This window comes from Bradyrhizobium sp. CCBAU 45389, assembly GCF_028128625.1.
Taxonomy (GTDB): domain Bacteria; phylum Pseudomonadota; class Alphaproteobacteria; order Rhizobiales; family Xanthobacteraceae; genus Bradyrhizobium; species Bradyrhizobium liaoningense_B.
This window is the reverse complement of sequence record NZ_LBIY01000099.1, coordinates 39,278-57,127: the sequence shown is the minus strand read 5'-3', so window position 1 is coordinate 57,127 and position 17,850 is coordinate 39,278. Positions and strand designations below refer to the sequence as shown.

Genomic DNA, 17,850 nt, shown 5'->3' with positions numbered 1-17,850 from the left:
GCTCACGGGGAGGCAATTGCGAGCCGCACGGGGGATGCTGAACTGGTCGGTGAAGCAGGTGGCCAAGCGAAGCGGGTTTTCATGCGCCGTCATCAGGCAGCTCGAAGAGTACAATGACACGCTTCCCGGATCCGACGATCTGCTACAGACTCTGTTGACCACGTTTGCGGGTGCGGGAATTGAATTCACATTTCCGCTGGTCGGCAAGCAAGGTGTTCGGCCACAATGACTTGATACCTTCTCGGTGCCGAACTCACTGCCTGCGGCCATCGTGAAGTGGTGCGTCAGCTCGTCTGGTTTCCTCCGATAGTTCGGCAAGCGCTAACGACGCGCGTTTGCGAGCGCCTGCGGTGAGGGCATGCGGATAGCTCTCTGTCGCTTTTGGCTGCATCGAAATTGGGCTGGCGAGAACGGCCGGCGACCCGCCGGGGCCTCTTTAACGTGTCCCGCAATGTCGGTCGCCTGGCCAACATTACCCAACATTACTCAAATCTTCCTGCGTTGATCTAGGCAATCTCGTGCCGCATGTCGTGAATGAAGCGCCGACAGGCGGGCCGCCCAAGAGGCTCACCATTGCCTGCAACTCCCCTTGTCGGGATGACCTTCCAGGAGCGCTCTCGTGTCAGCAGCCCTTCGCATTCCAACGTGCAGCTCACGCCTTCGAGCGCTCGGCGTGAAGATGATTTGCTCCCAAGCCCAAGGAATGTGACGCAGCAACATGGATACGCTACTTATCGCGGCCTTCGAGATTTTGAGCTTTGGTGCCATCGTTGTGCTGGTCGTGCTCGGGCTCGGGATCATTGCCAGCATGATGGGCATCTTCAACTTCGCGCAAGGCGAGTTCGTCCTGCTCGGCGCGTACGTCACTTATCTCGTGCACAGCGTCGGTTTACCGGTCCCGCTCGGCATGCTTGCCGCGCCCGTCGCGGTCGGCACGCTTGGCTTCGTCCTGGAAAAACTGGTCGTACGACGATTCTATGCCGCTCCAATTGTCGCCATGCTCGGCACCTATGCGCTCGGGCTGATCATTCGCGAAGCCGTGCGCGGCCTGACCGGGGGGCTTTATCTCTCGGTCCCGGAGCCAATCAGTGGCTCTATTACGATCGGTAGTCTGCATTTCGCCTCCTGGCGCGGCGTCATCGTCATCATCACTTTGCTGGTCATGGCCGCGAGCCATGCACTGCTCGCCTACACCTCGTTCGGCCTGCGAGTCCGCGCCTCGCTGGAGAATCCACAGCTGGCGCGTGCCTCAGGCATCTCCACGGGCATGATCTACAGCGTCACCTTTGCCTTTGGTGCGGCGCTCGCGGGTCTCGCCGGCGCGCTGATCGTGCCGGTCTTTTCACTATTTGCCGATCTCGGCATCCGCTTTCTTATCCAGGGTTTCGTTGCCGTGATGGTCGGTGGCGTCGGGTCCTTCGCGGGCCCGGTCGCTGGCGCCAGCGTCATCGGTACGTTCAGCGCTTGGCTGCCTTGGCTGATGTCACCGGTCATCGCCGACGTTCTGGTGTTCGTGCTCGCCATCATTTTCATCAAGTTCCGGCCGCAAGGCCTTGTTTCGGGAAGAGGGGTCAATCGATGATCAACGCCAGCCGTCAACTGAGCCGCCGCCGCTTTCTCGGCAATCTCGGCTTCGCCTCCGCCGCCATCGCGGCGGGTCCGGGCAGCTGGGTGATCCGTCCGGATTGGGCAAATGCTGCGGAAGGTCCGATCAGGCTCGGCATTGCGACCGACCTTACGGGGTCACTCGGCTTTGCCGGCAACACCGACGCCAATGTCGCTCGCATGCTGGTCAAGGAGATCAATGACTCCGGCGGCCTGTTGGGACGCCCGATCGAACTCCTGATTGAGGATACTGCCTCCGACGAATCCGTCGCCGTAGGAAATGTGCGCAAGCTGATCCAGCGAGACAAGGTCGATCTGGTGATCGGCGGTATTTCGAGCTCGATGCGCAATGCGATCAAGGACGTCATTATCTCTCGCGGCAAGACGCTCTATATTTATCCCGAGGGTTACGAAGGTAAAGAATGCACACCCTATCTGTTCTGCACCGGCCCGGTACCGGCACAGAATTGCGACCAGTTCATTCCCTGGTTGATCAAGAATGGTGGCAAGCGCTTTGCGCTGCCTGGCTCCAATTATGTCTGGCCGCAAACGATCAACGCCTATGCGCGCAAGGTGATCGAGAGCAGCGGTGGCGAAGTCGTCTTCGAAGAATACTACCCGCTCGATCAGATCGACTTTTCGTCGACGGTCAGCCGCATCATATCCAACAAAGTCGACGTGGTGTTCAACGCCATTGTGCCGCCGGGCGTGAGCCCGTTCTTCAAACAGCTTTATCAAGCCGGCTTCTCCAAAAACGGCGGGCGGCTGGGGTGCGTCTATTACGACGAAAATTTCCTGGAAATGAACCAGGCCCAGGAGATTGAAGGGCTTGCGAGCAGCCTCGACTACTACAAGGTGCTCGCGGCGGAGGATCCGGTGAGCGCCAGGATTCAGTCGGCTTACGACAAGCAGTTCCCTGCCAAGTTCCGATTCTCTGCAGGCAGCGCTGCGACCGGCACCTATCGAGGATTGAAGCTGTGGGAGGCTGCAGTGAAGGAGGCCGGTACAATTGACCGTGACGCGGTAGCCGCCGCGCTCGACCACGCCAAGATTGCGGAAGGGCCGGGCGGGCCCGCCGAAATGGCGCCCGGCAAGCGCCACTGCAGGATGAACATGTACATTGGAGTGGCGAAGGGCGGCCAGTACGAGATTGTCGCGCGTAGCGCCGGCCTGGTCGATCCGAAGGAGTGCTGATGTCATCGACCGGCACCGGCATACAGCCCCCGCCACACGTGATTGAAGCTGCTCGTTCGCCCGGCATGGCATCTGCCTTCGCCGGGCGAATGAAGGTGCTTCCGATTCTCGAAGTGGCATTGCTCATTGCAGCTTCGATCGCACCGCTCGTCCTGCGGGATTACATCACTGTCTATGCGACGCGAGTGCTCATCCTGTGCCTCTTTGCGTTGTCGTTCGACCTGGTGTGGGGCTATGCCGGGATTTTGAGCTTGGGTCAGTCGTTGTTCTTCGGCATGGCCGGCTACGGAGTGGCGCTGCTTTCACGCGACTTCGGAGTCGGATCGATTTTTGCCGTCCTCCCGGCTGGAACCCTGATCGGTTTTGTGGCGGCATTGTTGCTGGCTGGTTTCCTGCTGCTTGGCCGTCACCCCTCCAGTGTGGTCTTCGTTTCGCTTGGTACGATGACCGGAGCTTACACAGCTGACCGGCTTGCGAGAGGCTCTCATTACCTTGGCGGCCAGAACGGTATCCCTTCGATCCAACCGATGACAATCGGCTCATACCAACTGAGCGAGGGACCAGGGTTTTACTACCTGGTGCTCGCCATTCTGGTTCTGATCTACCTTCTGTCGCGCTTTTTGTTGAGGTCGCAGTTCGGTCTGGCGCTGGCGGGATTGCGAGAGAACGAACAGCGCATCGCCTTCTTCGGGTACAAAGTGCAACATTTGAAGGCGATCATATTCGCAATCAGCGGCGCGATCGCAGGGACTGCCGGCAGCCTCTATGCGTTTCACGAGGGGTTTGTCTGGACCAACATGCTGGGCGTGGTCATGTCGACCCAGGTCGTACTCTACGTCCTGTTCGGCGGCTCCGGGACATTGATCGGCGCGGTCATCGGCACCGCGATTGTCGAGGGCCTCAGCTTCTGGCTCTCCGACAACTATCGCGATATTTGGCCGATCATACTCGGCGTTCTGCTGTTGCTCGTCATTTTGTTCCGGCCACTCGGCTTGATCAGCCTGGTGCTGGGCGAGCGGGAACGTGTAGGTCATTTCGGCCCGAGCCTGAAGGAAAAGCGCAATGCCGCTCCTTGAAGCCGTGGGCATCTCCAAGGTCTTCGGCAAGCTCACCGCGCTAGACGGAGCGGCGCTCACGGTCGGCGAAAGAGAGTTTCATGGCCTGATCGGGCCGAACGGCTCGGGCAAGAGCACGCTGATGAAGTGTCTTGCAGGTGCGCTGGTGCCGACGCAGGGCAAGGTGACGTTCATCAATACTGACGTCACCTCGTTGACGCCGCCAGAGCGTGCGCGAGCGGGCATGAGCCTGAAATTCCAGATCACCGCCGTGCTACCTGCCCTCACGCTTTACGACAACATCCTGCTCGCGCTGCAGGCCCGGTCCTCACTGCTGGATCTGGCGTTCTCGCGTAGTCGGGGACGACTGCACGAGGAGGTCATGGCGATGCTCCTCCAGTTCCGGCTCGCCGATCGCGCCTTTGATGCTGCGGCGACCCTGTCTCATGGGCAGCAGCAATGGCTGGAGATCGCGATGGCGCTCGCTTGCCGGCCGCGCCTTCTGCTGTTGGACGAGCCGACCGGTGGCATGAGCCTCGAGGAGCGCCGCGTCACGGGCGAGTTGCTGCAGCCGATCAAACAGCATTGCTCGCTCCTGATCGTGGAGCACGACCTAGATTTCATCCGCGACATCTGCGACCGCCTGACTGTGCTCGATCAGGGCAAGGTGCTGGCGTCAGGGACGGTTGCCGAGATCCAGGCCAACAGAAGTGTCCAGGAGATCTATTTGCGCCGTGCCTGAATTCCTCAATATCAAGCATCTCGACGCCGGCTATGGACGCAGCCAGGTCTTGTTCGGCGTCAATATGGCCGTCCCGCCGCGCGGCGGTGTGGCCGTCCTTGGCCGCAACGGCGCCGGAAAGAGCACGCTCATGAAGGCGATCGTGGGCGAACTGCCGGCATGGAAGGGCGGCGTGCAGTTCGGCGGCCGGGACATCGATCGCCGCCGCACCGAAGAGCGGGTGCGGGCCGGTATTGGATATGTGCCGCAAGAGCATTCGGTGTTCGCGCGCCTGTCCGTGCGCGACAATCTCGCCGTCGGATCGCTTTTGCACCGCGATGGATCGGCAGTGGACCGGGTCATGAGGATGTTTCCAAAACTCGGCCAGCGCCTGGATCAGCCGGCCGGAACGCTGTCCGGTGGCGAGCGCAAGATGCTCGCAATCGCCCGCGCGATGCTCGGCAACCCTAAGCTTCTCCTATTGGATGAGCCGACCGAGGGTGTCTGGATCGGCGTCATCGAGGAGATCACCGAGCGCTTGATGGAGCTGGCCAGAGAGATCGCCATCATCATCGTTGAGCAACATCTCGATCTTGCAATGCGTGTCGCGGAGCACGCCTATGTGCTCGATCGCGGCCGTGTCGCGCTGTCGGGCCCCTCGCAGCAATTACGCGACGACCCGCGGCTCCTGACGTATCTGGCGCCGTAGAGGCGTCCCCGGCTGCCATCACAGCCCGAAAGATGGCGCCTTGAAGTTCCTTGCGATGGCCGAACAGAGAGGAACGATGTCCAAAACCATGAGCGATTTTGTGAATGCGTGCCAAGTCGTCGATGTCCATGAACATCACATACCCGAGGTCGCACATAGCCGGGACGTAAATCTGTTGAAACTGTTTCAACAGAGCTATGCGGCTTGGACAAGCAACGTCCTGCCATCCGAGCCCAAGGCGACGGGCGACATGTTATCTACCGCTACCGAGCCGACCACCTGGGAAGCCCTTGCGGCGTTCCTGGAGAAGAGCGGATCGAACGCATTCGTTCGCAACCTCGCCGGCGGTGTTGCCGAGCTTTACGGCGTCGCCGAGACCGGAATCACGCGCGACAACTGGGAGGCGGTAGACGCTTCCGTGCGCTTACGCCACAAGGAGGCGACATGGCCAAGTGAAGTCATTGGGCGCGCCGCCATCGGGCGGATCGTAACGGACCCTTTTCTCGATCCGTTGATGGATCCGCGCCCGGGTCTTGGACAAAACTACGATGCGGTCCTCCGGATCAACGCATTCGCCCTCGGCTGGCACCCGGAATCCCGCGATCACAATGGAAATTGCGGCCATACGTTGCTGCGGCGCCTTGGCATGGAGGTGAAAACCTTTGACGATTATTGCAATGCAATCCGCGAGCTGGTAGCCGGCTCCGCCCTGCGCAATCACGTTGCGCTCAAAAACGCGCTCGCCTATGACCGGGACCTAAGCTTTGACGAACCGAACGAGGACCTGGCTCGGCAGGCCTGGGGACAAAGGTCTCCATCCCGTGCGGCGCGCAAGGCTTTCTGCGACTTTGTCGTCGACCTGTTTTGTCAGCTCGCAGGCGAGGCCGACCTGCCAGTCCAAACGCACCTTGGAACGGCAATCATCAGCGGCTCCCACCCGCTACGCATGATCGGGTTGATTGAGCGTCATCCTCGGACGCGCTTTCTGCTGATGCATTTGGCCTATCCCTGGAGCCGGGACTTATTGGGAATGGCCTTTGTGTACCGTAATGTCTGGCTTGATTTGTGCTGGTCCTTTCTGTTGAGCCCGTCACATTTCAAGCTCGCCCTGCACGAGGCCATTGAAGTCTTGCCGGATGAATCGCGAATGATGATCGGAGGAGATTGTCTTCACGTCGAGGAGACGTTTGCCGCGGTACAGGGCGCACGCCGGCTCATCGGCGAGGTTCTGAACGAAAAGGTCGCGAAGGGTTACTTTCGATCCCGAGACGCAGAGCGCCTGGCGGTCAGAATCCTTGGCGAGAACGCGAGGGAGTTTTTCAGACTGTCCTGAACGCTGCCCTTTGTTACGCGATTTTACCCAAACGCGAGCGTAAGAGGCTGCTTGAAACCAAAAGGGACGGATAGCTTTCCGCCTACCGCGCTCCCCGAGGGAAAGAGCAGGGCGCGTGATTTAAGGCCATGAGCCAAGGGGAGGTCAGTTCGATGTTGAATGATCACCGGCAACTCAGCCGCCGCCGCTTTCTCGGCAATTTCGCCTTTGCGTCTGCGGCCGTTGCGGCCGGCCCGGGCAGCTGGGTGATCCGTCCTGACTGGGCCAACGCCGCCGAAGGCCCGATCAGGATTGGCATTGCCACCGACCTTACGGGGGCACTCGGCTTTGCCGGGAATACCGACGCCAATGTCGCTCGCATGGTCGCGAGCGAGATCAACGAGAACGGTGGTCTCCTGGGACGCCCGATCGAGCTCCTGATCGAGGACACTGCGTCCAACGAGTCGGTTGCTGTCGGCAATGTCCGCAAGCTGGTTCAGCGAGACAAGGTCGACCTGGTGCTTGGCGGCATTGCGAGCTCGATGCGCAACGCCATCAAGGACATCATCATCTCTCGTGGCAGGACGCTCTACATCTATCCGCAGGCCTACGAAGGCAGGGAGTGCACGCCCTATCTGTTTTGCACCGGGCCGGTACCGGCGCAGAATTGCGACCGGTTCATTCCGTGGTTGATCAAGAACGGTGGCAGACGCTTTGCGCTGCCTGGCTCCAACTACGTCTGGCCGCAAACAATCAATGCCTATGCGCGCAAGGTGATCGAGAGCAGCGGCGGCGAGGTGGTGTTCGAGGAGTACTACCCGCTCGACCAGATCGATTTTTCATCCACCGTGAGCCGCATCACGTCCAACAAGGTAGACGTCGTATTCAACAGCGTTATCCCCCCGGGCGTCGGCTCGTTCTTCAAACAGCTTTATGAAGCGGGCTTTTCCAGGAATGGGGGACAGCTGGGCTGCGTCTACTATGATGAGAACACGCTCGAAATGAACCAGGCTCACGAGATCGAAGGCCTCGCCAGCAGCCTCGACTATTACAAGGCGCTCACCGTGGAGGACCCGGTGAGCGCCAAAATCCAGTCGGCCTACGAAAAGCAGTTTCCAGGCAAGTTCCGGTTCTCAGCAGGCAGCGCCGCGACCGGCACTTATCGAGGACTGAAGCTGTGGGAAGCCGCAGTGAGGGAAGCCGGTACAATTGACCGCGAGGCCGTCGCCGCCGCGCTTGACCACGCAAGGATTTCGCAAGGGCCTGGCGGGCCGGCGGAGATGGTGCCGGGCAAGCGCCACTGCAGGATGAACATGTACATTGGTGTGGCAAAGGCCGGCCAATACGAGATCGTCGCCCGTAGCGCCGGCCCGGTCGAGCCGAAGGAGTGTTGAATGCCGCATGTTGCGCGGGCGAGCATCGCCGGCGCCGCCTGCGGGCAAATCGTGGTGGCTATGTCCCGCGATAGTTCGGCGGCCTCTTCTCAAAGAAGGCGTTCATTCCCTCCTGCTGGTCAGCTGTCCTGAAAGCGTGACGTATCGCTTGCCGCTCGAACTCGAGCCCGACGTCCAGCGTGGTCTGAAACGCTGCGAGAACGGCCGCTTTGGCAAGTTCAGCCGAACGGGGAGGCTTTTGCGCAATCAGATCGGCTATTTCGAGCGCTCGCGTCTGTGCCCGGCCGCTTTCGACAACTTCCGCGACAAGGCCTGCCTGCATCGCCATGCGGGCCGTAATGGACTGGCCGCTCAGGATCATCAGCATGGCCAGAGATTTGCCAGCCACACGAGTTAGCCTTTGCGTTGCGCCGTCACCCGGCAATATCCCGATGTTGATCTCAGGCTGCGCAAAGACCGCCCCTTCGCCTGCTATCACGATATCCGCGAGCAGCGCCAATTCGTGGCCGCCGCCGAAGCAAATGCCCTCGACCGCGGCAATGAGGGGCTTGGGGAAATTGGCTATGTCCCGCCAGGCAGAACGTCGCGCGGAATTGTCGATTGCCTCAAAGCCGCGTTCTCGCATCTCCTTGATGTCGGCTCCGGCAGAGAAGAACGCATCGCTGCCACAAAGCACGACACAGCGGACATCCTCATCGGTTGCGGCACGGCGCAAGGTGGCGCCAAGCTCCCCGATCAGCTGGTTGCTCAAGGCGTTTCGTTTCGATGTCCTATTCAGCGTCAATAGGCGCACGTGGGGCGCGACAGATGTCGACAGGATGAGATCGGGCGTCTCGGTCATGGAGCGATTCTCCGGAAGGAATATGACGTCACGCCTTAGACTGAAATCGATTTCTTAGCAACGGAGCTTTTCGGGGCTTCATTTTAGCTAGTTTGGCTCTTGGGGCGCTGGCTCGACGCGGCTTCGCCAGCAGTGTGGCTGACCTGCCCCTTAGAAAATGGCTTGACTCGTGGTTCCAAATGCTTATCTTTTATGAAATCGATTTCATGGATCGACGGAATAGATACCCGATACTGCGGGAAACCGGAAGCGTGCGGCCGGCGTGAGTGGGCTGCATCAGAGGGATCTCATTGACGCTGCGACGCGCTCTTGTGACGCCGCGCTGTCCAACAAGAATATCGGCTTCTTCAGAAGCGCGCTTTGAGCAACAGAGGAAGGCTGGCCATGAGGATGGCATGGAATCTGGCGCGCGCTTCATGCGAGCCGCCGCGCAAGTCGCAAGCAGCAATGGAGGCGTCCTGCGCGACCGAGGCCGTGCGATGGCCGCTCGTGAGGCGAGGCCCGCAAATAAGTGAGGCGAGGCAGGCTTATCGCCAGCATGCCGGCCACCTTTTGCGCCTGCGCTTTCGCCGGCCGGCCTGCTCGATGCCGCCGCTCTCGTAGACCCCGCCGCGGCGGGCGCAGTTGAGCCGACGAGCGGCTGCTCGTTCTCGCCCGACCCGCAATACCATTCACGTCATCAATAGAGCCCGAGGACCCATGAACATTGTTGCTCAGCCCAGCGCTGCATCCATCCAGCTTGACAGTCCAGTCGCGAATAGACGGATGACCGCCGGCCTCGGAGGAGGCGTAGCTCTGGAGTGGTACGACTGGAACATCTATGGCGCGATGGCGGCGTTTCTCTCGCCTCACTTCTTTCCTTCTGATGATCCGACGACTTCGCTGCTCGCGGGACTGGCGGTGTACGGGGCGGGTTTCTTCGCTCGGCCCCTGGGCGCGGCGCTGCTGGGGCCGGTCGCCGATCGCATCAGCCACAAACGCGTCATGCTGATCTCGGTCACGGCCATGGCGGTTTGCTCGCTATTGATATCCTTATTGCCGACCTACAAGGACATTGGCGTCACGGCGGCCGTGGCGCTGCTCATCATGCGACTGATTCAGGGGCTTGCAACGGGCGCTGAAGCTGGTGTCGCCAACGCCATCGCGATTGAACTGGCGCCGCCCGGGAAGGAGGGACGTTTTCTTGGTCTAATCGGCGGCACGTTCATCCAGCTGGGAAACCTCGGATCCAGTCTGGTTGCCTTCCTGGTGAGCGCCTCGGTGGCTCCCGATGTGATGCGCGAGTGGGCTTGGCGCATACCCTTCGCGGTCGGTGGCGTGCTGGGCCTGTTGATCATCTATCTGCGCACCGCGGTGCCGGAAACCTTGATCCATCGGGCCATGCATAGGCAGGATGAGGCTTCGCGCATTCGGGAGACGACGGGCGGGGTGTGGAAGACGCTGTGGAGCGTGCGGCTATCCCTGCTGACTGTCATCCTGGTGATCGGGTCGATGCAGATTGCCAATTATGCCTGGAATGCCGGGCTGCCCAACATGGCCAACACTGTGTTCAAGGAGAACAGCACCTCTGTGTACGGGATCATGACATTGATGGTCCTGACCTGGATGCTGTCCGCACCTTTTGTCGGCGCCTTCGCGGACAAGGTACGGCCCTCGCGTGCTTTCACGCTGCTGCGGCTGCTGCTCATCCCGTGCTTCTTCCTGACGCTGCTCTACTCCGAAAAGAGCATCTCCACGTTTTTCTTTGTCACGGTATTCGGGGGCGCCATCGTGGGCTTCAACATGGCCCTCTACAACTTCATCGCCACCACGCTGATGCCGCGTGCGGTACGGACAACGGGAGTAGCTCTTGGCTATGCACTCGGTGTTTCGCTGTTTGGCGGAACGTCACCCTATCTGATGGTCTGGCTGCAACGCGAGCAAATTGCCTGGATGTTTCCCGTGTACGGCTCGTTCGTCGCGCTGCTCAGCGTCGTCGTCTACCGGGTCGCCAAGAAGCGCGGCCGCGTCTACATCGGTGATTGAAGGCGCTTTGCCTGCTGCATTCCGCTGCGCCAAGGCAGACGCAAGTGTTTCTTATTCGAGACAAGGCAATGATCGCGGCAAACCTCACTTGCGGACCGGCGAATTCCTGAACTGGAGTCCAATGAATGAAAACGCCTTCATCGCCGCACTTCACGCCCGTGGACTTGAAGCCATATTTCAACGCCAGGCGTGCAAATGCCGGTGAAGGTTTTGCCAGCCGCCCGGGCGACACTGGCTGGATCGATTCCCTTCGCGGTCCGAAGATCCATCGCGGCATGCCCTTTCTCTTCGGCAGCGATACAGGGCCGGATGTGCTGGAGCTGCGCCCCGGGGCACCTCCTGTTGCCATCGCGCTGCCACCGACAATGGCGAGCTATGTGTTGTTCGTGCAAGTGGCGGCAGACCGACCCAGCGCAAGCCCCATGGGTTTCGGAGAGATCGGCCCGGCCACGCTGCCTGTGGAAGGCAATCCACTCGGCGATCTGGTCGCGACATACACGCTCTGCTACGCCGACGGCAGCGAGACCGACGTGCCGGTGCTGCGCAGGTTCGCGATCCAGCAGAACCACATCTCCTGGAGTGCGAGTGCGTTCGCTGCCCTGCCGCTACGCGCACCGATCGTGCACGCAAGCACCGGCGAGGACTTCGTACTCGGCAGAGTGCCGGGTGCGAGCTTCTTCCTGGGCGAGGCCCGCACCGAATCCGGACGCATGGACCGGCAAGGCGAGAACCTGTGGCTTTACGCGCTCCCGAACCCCTATCCAGACAAGGAGCTTTCCGCGTTAAGTTTGCGCGCGGGACAGGAACTCTCGCTCGTCTTTGCGGCGACCACGACAATCCTCACCCAGCATCCGCTGCGCCTTCAGGGCCGCCGCAAGCTCAAGGTGCGGCTGCCGCCCGGGGTCCATCTGAACAAGCTTGGCGAGCTCGATGTCGACGATCGGGGCGAGCAGATCGGCATGGACCTCGGCACGGTCATCTCGGCCCGCGCAGTGCTCGAGTACTCCAGAGCGGATTGGCTTGGCGCCAAAGTTGATGTGCAGCCCGTGCGCTCCGGGAACGAAGTCATCGTCGAGTACTCCGCACATCCGGACGCAAGGCTCTATCTGCGCTCTGACGATGGCCGCTTGCACGTCTTCGAGCTTCGCTCGCTGGAAGCTGCCGGCGATGCAGGAGGCGCGCCGCTCAATGTGACCACAATCGAACCGGCCACAAGGCCGGTCAGGATCCGCATCGTAGAGAAGGGCAGTGGCATGCGTGTTGCCGCGCGCCTGCATCTGCACGGTGCGCACGGGGAGTATCTGCCGCCCAAGGGGCATCACCGCAAGGTCAACACCGGCAGGTTCGAAGACTTCGCCGGCGAGTTTGCCAACGGGCTGAACCAGTACGCCTATGTGGACGGCAGCTGCGAGGCGGACCTGCCGCTCGGGCCCGTGTTCGTCGAGATCTGCAGGGGCTTTGAGGTGATTCCGCTACGCACCATCGTCGAAATCACTGCGTCCACCGACAATCTCACTTTTGAGCTCGATCGTGTCCTGCGCTGGCGCGAACAGGGATGGGTCAGCTCCGATACGCACGTCCATTTCCTGAGTCCGCAGACAGCTCTGCTCGAGGGCAAGGCTGAGGGTGTCAACGTCGTCAACCTGCTCGCGGCACAATGGGGCGAGCTATTCACCAACGTCGCTGATTTCGACGGCCGCACGACGATCGGGGCAAAGGATTTCGGTGGGGACGGAGAGTTTCTGGTTCGGGTCGGCACGGAGAACCGAATGCAGGTTCTGGGGCACATATCGCTGCTCGGCTACGAAGGCGAGATGATCAATCCGCTCTCTTGCGGCGGGTCCAACGAAGCTGCGATCGGCGATGTCCTTGAAGCGACCATGGCCGACTGGGCGGAGCGCTGCCGTCACCAAGGGGGACTGGTCGTGATGCCGCACGCGCCGAACCCGCAAGCCGAGCGGGCGGCCGACATTGTGCTCGGCCTTGTCGACGCCATCGAAATGATGTCGTTCAACCCGCGGACCGCGCAGATCAGCGCGTTTGGCCTGGCCGACTGGTACCGCTATCTCAACATCGGATACCATCTGCCGCTGGTAGCCGGCTCCGACAAGATGGACGCGGCCGCACTCCTCGGCGGTTCGCGGACCTATGTGCGGCTGGGCGAGCGCGACTTCACCTATCGCAATTGGATGGAGGCCGTGCGTCGCGGGGATACGTTCATCACCGTCGGGCCTCTGGTTGAGATGATCGTCGAAGGCCAGCGTCCCGGGAGCACGATCCCGCTTTCCCGTTCAGGCGGCACGCTTGGCATCGACTGGCGCATCGAATCGGTCAGCGTCGCACCGACACGGCTGGAGCTGATCCGTAACGGCACGGTGGTCGAGGAAGTCCGATGTGCCAGCTTGTCGTGCAAAGGTCAGCTCTCGCTGCACATCACCGAGTCCTGTTGGATCGCGCTACGCGTGCGGGGCAGTGTCGCTGGACGCGAGGCTGACATCGCGGCGCACACCAGTGCTGTCTACGTCACAGTTGGCGAGATGCCCATCTTTGCCACTGCGGACGCCGTGGCGGTCCTTGCGCAAATCGAGGGGTCGATCGCCTATATGGATACGCTTGCCCCGAAGTCCAATGAGGCGCGACACGCGCGGCTGCGAGCCACCCTGGAACTTGCGCATCATCGCCTGCATCACAAGCTGCACGAGCTCGGCGCCAGCCACCACCATGCGCCCGTTCACTCCGTTCACGCTGAACGCGAGCATTGAAAACCTCTGTGCCGTCGGCTCTTGGGAGGTGTCGTGGCATAGTCGCCGATCTACTTTTCGCGCGACAATGAATGGGCGGGCAGCACTGCGTTTCGACCGGCTCCTGGGGCCTTGGGGAGGTCAAACTACCTCCTTAACTGAAATCGTTTTCAAGTGGTGGGCGCAATCATACATCTCGGCTGCGCCGCCGGCGGGCGGGCCCTTCGCCAGAGCGTGGCGGCGCGCTCGATGAGCGCATGACAAGGCGGTAAGGCAACAGGACGCTTTTGGGAACCGGACTTCCGGCGATGGCATTGATTAGGTAATCGGCGGCCCCTCGGCCGATTTCAGCTGCCGGAACACTGACGGTTGTGAGCGGGGGGTCCATTTGCGCCGCGAGCTCCACATCGTCGAATCCTGTGATGGATAGCGCAGTCGGAACGATCAGCCCCATTTTTCGAGCCTCTGCCATGGCACCGATGGCAAGCGTGTCGGTGGTGCAGATCACCGCTGTCGTATCAGGGTGGTCGGTCAGGAGTTGACGAAGGGCGCTGCGGCCCTGGGCAAGCGAATAATCCGCCTTGATGATCTGGGTCGGCTTGAGCGGCAGGCCCGCGTCGGAGAGTGCGCGCTGAATTCCCTCGAGCCTGGCGCGGGATCTGTCGTTGGAGGTTGCAACAACATTGGCGATCGCGCCGAATCGGACATGTCCAAGCCTTAGGAGATACTGGGTCATCTCCCGGGTGGCGCTTTCGTTATCGATCCCTATCGCGGGGATACCGCCACCTGCCTTGGAAACATAGGTCGTGATGACGGGTACGCCGGCCTGTTCGATCAGGCTCCTCAGTTCACGTCCATGGGAGCCGCCAACAAGTACGATTCCATCGATGCCGCGTTCGACAAGGCTCTGCAGTTCCTGGAATTCCCGCCGCTGGTCATACTGCGAATTCGCAATGAACAGCGTGTAACCGCTTTCGCTGAGGCGGTTCTGCAGCGCCTCCACCCCTTCCGCAAAGATGCCGAGCGCCAGCGTCGGGACGATGACGCCGACAGTCCGCATGCGTCCCGATTTCAAGGCCCTGGCCGCGCTATCGCGCGTATAGGAGAGGTCATTGATATGCCGCATGACCCTGTCGCGAAGCTCCGGCCGCACGATATCGGGATGATTGAGGACGCGCGAGACGGTCGCCGGTGAGACATTTGCCTTCCGGGCGACGTCCTCGATCTTCACGCGCGGTTGCTGGCGGCCTTTGGGGTCGATGACAGGTTTCTTGTCCATCTGCTCTGGTCAATCGCGAGCAGGAGAGGGTCTCCCGCTCAAAACTTTAACCACCCCGAGTGCCACATGCTCAAGTCCTGTGTGTGGACGATCCCGCGCTATCTGTGGTCCTCCCAGCGCGGACGGCAGGTGAGCTGGTCGGGCGGCATTCGAAAAATCTGTTGATCCGCTTGACTCCGTTCGAAGGAGGGAATAATTCTGAAATCGATTTCAGAAATGAAGTAAGAAAATACCGTCATCTTCACGAAAGCCGAAGGCACGAACGTATGGTCGATCTCTTGAAGGGCATTCGTGTCCTGAGCTTCAATCACTTCCTGATGGGGCCGGTCGGGGTGCAGTTTCTGGCGGACCTCGGCGCTGACGTGATCGCCGTAGAACCTCCCGGCGGGGCCTTTCAGAGGAAATGGGGCGGAGCGGACAAGCGGGTCGACGGCCAGTCGATGTTGCTTCTCACCGGAAACCGCAACAAGCGCAGCCTCACGCTCGATCTGAAGAAACCCGAAGCCGTGGCCATTGCCAGGCAACTGATCGCGCAATCGGATGTGATCACAGAAAACTTTCGCCCGGGCGTGCTCGACAAGCTTGGCCTTGGCTATGAGAATGCAAAGAAGATCAATCCTCAGATCATCTACGCTGCCGCCTCCGGCTACGGTCCTGACGGGCCCTACGTCAATCGCCCCGGCCAAGATCTCTTGATCCAGGCGCTGTCAGGACTTGCGATGATCACCGGAAGCCGCGAGCAGGGGCCGCGGGCTGTCGGCGTTTCCGCCATCGATCATCACGGCGCTGCCTTGTTTGCGGCGGGAATTCTGGCTGCCCTGGTGAGAAAAGCGCGCACGGGGCAGGGCTGCCGCGTCGATGTCAGCCTGCTGTCGGCAGCGCTCGACCTGCAGATGGAATCTTTTACCTGCTACCTGAACGGCAAAAGGCCTGACGACGTCCGTCAGCCAGGCCCCGTAGCCGGCTGGTACTACGGAGCACCTTACGGCATCTATGCGACGCGCGATGGACACATTGCGATCTCTCTGGGATCGCTGGAGGCGCTCTCGGACGCGCTCGGCCTGCCTGCCGATCAGCGAATTCCTGACCAGGAGGCGTATCGCCGGCGGGATGAAGCCTCGGCTCTGATTGCCGCCAACGTCGCCAAGCGCTCAACCACGGAATGCATCGTCCTATTCGAAGCGCACGGAATTTGGCACGCCGCGGTCAACGACTATGCCGAGGTCGTTGTCGATCCGCAAATCGCGCACAACAAAAACTTCCAGGTCGTCGCTGGTGCAACGGGGACTCCCATCACGCTCGTCAGCCATCCCGTGCGCTACGACGGGGAGCTGCCGGACGTGCGTTTGCCGCCGCAAAAGCTTGGTGCGCAAACGGAAGAGATCCTGAAAGAGCTCGGCTATGACGCCCGGCAATTGAAGGATCTCTACGAGACGGGCGCCGTCGGCGCTGCAGAGTAGCATTATCAAACAAAAATAAGCTTCCCGAAAGAAGCACGCTTTTACACCAGGAGGGACCACGGGAATGGGACATAAACCTACTCGCGCGCGCTTTTTCGGCGACGCTTCCAGAAATGTTTACTCTTCGACGTCAGCGCAAGCGGCGATGCCGCTCGGCGGAGAGGTGAACACGTTCGTTCACGTCAGTCCCGTGTCCGATGCGCCTGAGGGGCAGATTGCCACCAGGACAATGACGGCAGGCCTCGGGGGAGGGGTTGCGCTCGAATGGTACGATTGGAACGTCTATGGCGTGATGGCGGCGTTCTTGTCGCCTCATTTCTTCCCATCGAATGATCCCACCACCTCGTTGCTCGCCGCGCTCGCCGTCTATGGAGCAGGCTTCTTCGCGCGGCCGCTGGGCGCGGCCCTGCTCGGTCCGGTCGCCGATCGCATCAGCCACAAACGGGTGATGATGATCTCGGTGACGGCGATGGCGCTGTGCTCGCTCTTGATCGCGCTTCTGCCGACTTACAGGGATATCGGGGTCGCCGCGGCGGTTGCGCTGCTTCTCCTTCGTCTTGTTCAAGGACTGGCGACCGGAGCTGAAGCCGGCGTCGCTAACGCCATCGCCATCGAGCTGGCGCCGCGCGGCCGGGAAGGGCGTTATCTGGGCCTGATCAGTGGTACGTTCATCCAGCTCGGCATCTTCGGATCCAGCATGGTGGCCTTTCTGGTGAGCGCGTCGGTCGCCCCCGAGGTGATGCGCGAATGGGCCTGGCGTCTGCCATTCGCCGTCGGCGGCGCGCTTGGCCTCTTGATCATTTATCTTCGCAGCACCCTTCCAGAAACCTTGATCAATCGCGCGATGCACCGGCAAGATGAGCTGTCGCGCATTCAGGATACGACAGGCGGTGTCTGGAAGACGCTTTGGAGCGTCCGGCTCTCCCTGCTCGCCGTCATTCTGGTAATCGGGTCGGTGCAGATCGCGAACTACGCCTGGAACACCGGTCTGCCCAACATGGCCAACACCGTGTTCAAGGAGGATAGCACGTCAGTCTACGGCATCATGACGCTGATGCTCCTGATCTGGATGTTTGCCGCACCCTTGGTTGGCGCGTTCGCCGACAAGGTCCGGCCCTCGCGCGCTTTCACGCTGCTGCGGCTGCTACTCATTCCGTGCTTCTTTCTGACGCTGGTCTATTCGGAGAAGAGCATCTCCACGTTCTTCTTTGTCACGGTGTTCGGCGGCGCCATCGTGGGCTTCAACATGGCCCTCTACAACTTTATCGCCACGACGCTGATGCCGCGTGCCGTGCGGACCACGGGGGTGGCGCTCGGCTACGCGTTGGGCGTGTCGCTGTTCGGCGGGACGTCACCCTATCTGCTCGTGTGGTTGCAACGTGAGCAGATCGCCTGGATGTTTCCTGTCTATGGATCGTTGATCGCGCTGCTCAGCGTCGTGGTCTACCAGATCGCCAGGAGGCGTGGCCGCGTCTACATCGGCGACTGACCCCCAACCTGCCTCCCCACCGCGC

Annotated in this window: 14 protein-coding genes; 12 read left to right on the top strand and 2 right to left on the bottom strand. The window is 61.0% G+C overall.

Going from position 1 to position 17,850, the window contains the following annotated elements:
* The first annotated feature begins 34 nt into the window (after positions 1-34).
* The 8 genes from XH79_RS39445 to XH79_RS39410 all read left to right on the top strand — a co-directional run bounded on the left by XH79_RS39445 (position 35) and on the right by XH79_RS39410 (position 7,990).
* Positions 35-229 carry a hypothetical protein gene (locus XH79_RS39445; protein WP_208757082.1) on the top strand — a complete coding sequence of 65 codons (195 nt, stop codon included), beginning with the start codon at positions 35-37 and terminating at the stop codon, positions 227-229.
* 489 nt (positions 230-718) lie between these two features.
* Positions 719-1,582, top strand: coding sequence for a branched-chain amino acid ABC transporter permease (locus tag XH79_RS39440; protein ID WP_128948339.1), 864 nt, complete (start codon positions 719-721; stop codon positions 1,580-1,582).
* The gene (locus tag XH79_RS39435; protein WP_271530750.1) at positions 1,579-2,799 is read left to right on the top strand and encodes a substrate-binding protein; all 1,221 of its coding nucleotides are present in this window, start codon (positions 1,579-1,581) and stop codon (positions 2,797-2,799) included. Before XH79_RS39440 ends, XH79_RS39435 begins: the two co-directional genes overlap by 4 nt.
* A gap of 65 nt (positions 2,800-2,864) precedes the next feature.
* On the top strand, positions 2,865-3,875 hold the full coding sequence (locus tag XH79_RS39430) for a branched-chain amino acid ABC transporter permease (protein ID WP_271531168.1): 1,011 nt from the start codon (positions 2,865-2,867) through the stop codon (positions 3,873-3,875).
* On the top strand, positions 3,862-4,596 hold the full coding sequence (locus XH79_RS39425) for an ABC transporter ATP-binding protein (protein WP_128948340.1): 735 nt from the start codon (positions 3,862-3,864) through the stop codon (positions 4,594-4,596). Before XH79_RS39430 ends, XH79_RS39425 begins: the two co-directional genes overlap by 14 nt.
* The gene (locus tag XH79_RS39420) at positions 4,589-5,284 is read left to right on the top strand and encodes an ABC transporter ATP-binding protein (protein WP_128948341.1); all 696 of its coding nucleotides are present in this window, start codon (positions 4,589-4,591) and stop codon (positions 5,282-5,284) included. Before XH79_RS39425 ends, XH79_RS39420 begins: the two co-directional genes overlap by 8 nt.
* 76 nt (positions 5,285-5,360) lie before the next feature.
* On the top strand, positions 5,361-6,617 hold the full coding sequence (locus XH79_RS39415; RefSeq protein WP_164937371.1) for an amidohydrolase family protein: 1,257 nt from the start codon (positions 5,361-5,363) through the stop codon (positions 6,615-6,617).
* A gap of 152 nt (positions 6,618-6,769) precedes the next feature.
* Complete coding sequence (locus XH79_RS39410) at positions 6,770-7,990, top strand: substrate-binding protein (RefSeq protein WP_271530749.1); 1,221 nt, start codon at positions 6,770-6,772, stop codon at positions 7,988-7,990.
* Between the two features lie 58 nt (positions 7,991-8,048).
* Here the strand turns inward: XH79_RS39410 and XH79_RS39405 are convergent, their stop codons facing one another.
* Positions 8,049-8,831 carry an enoyl-CoA hydratase-related protein gene (locus XH79_RS39405; RefSeq protein ID WP_128948343.1) on the bottom strand — a complete coding sequence of 261 codons (783 nt, stop codon included), beginning with the start codon at positions 8,829-8,831 and terminating at the stop codon, positions 8,049-8,051.
* A 765-nt stretch (positions 8,832-9,596) separates the two neighbouring features.
* Between XH79_RS39405 and XH79_RS39400 the strand changes: the two genes are divergently transcribed.
* Positions 9,597-10,856: an MFS transporter gene (locus tag XH79_RS39400; protein ID WP_164937373.1), complete on the top strand. Its 1,260-nt coding sequence runs from the start codon at positions 9,597-9,599 to the stop codon at positions 10,854-10,856.
* A 125-nt stretch (positions 10,857-10,981) separates the two neighbouring features.
* On the top strand, positions 10,982-13,618 hold the full coding sequence (locus tag XH79_RS39395; RefSeq protein WP_271585201.1) for a CehA/McbA family metallohydrolase: 2,637 nt from the start codon (positions 10,982-10,984) through the stop codon (positions 13,616-13,618).
* Positions 13,619-13,784: 166 nt separating this feature from the next.
* Here XH79_RS39395 and XH79_RS39390 read toward each other — a convergent pair whose 3' ends face one another.
* The gene (locus tag XH79_RS39390) at positions 13,785-14,876 is read right to left on the bottom strand and encodes a LacI family DNA-binding transcriptional regulator (protein ID WP_128948345.1); all 1,092 of its coding nucleotides are present in this window, start codon (positions 14,874-14,876) and stop codon (positions 13,785-13,787) included.
* 83 nt (positions 14,877-14,959) lie between these two features.
* On the opposite strand from XH79_RS39390, the gene XH79_RS39385 reads away from it, so the two are divergent.
* Positions 14,960-16,336, top strand: coding sequence for a CaiB/BaiF CoA transferase family protein (locus tag XH79_RS39385; RefSeq protein WP_245471725.1), 1,377 nt, complete (start codon positions 14,960-14,962; stop codon positions 16,334-16,336).
* 64 nt (positions 16,337-16,400) lie between these two features.
* A complete protein-coding gene (locus tag XH79_RS39380) occupies positions 16,401-17,825 on the top strand; it encodes an MFS transporter (protein WP_271585200.1) in 1,425 nt (474 codons plus the stop codon).
* The last annotated feature ends 25 nt before the right edge of the window (positions 17,826-17,850 follow it).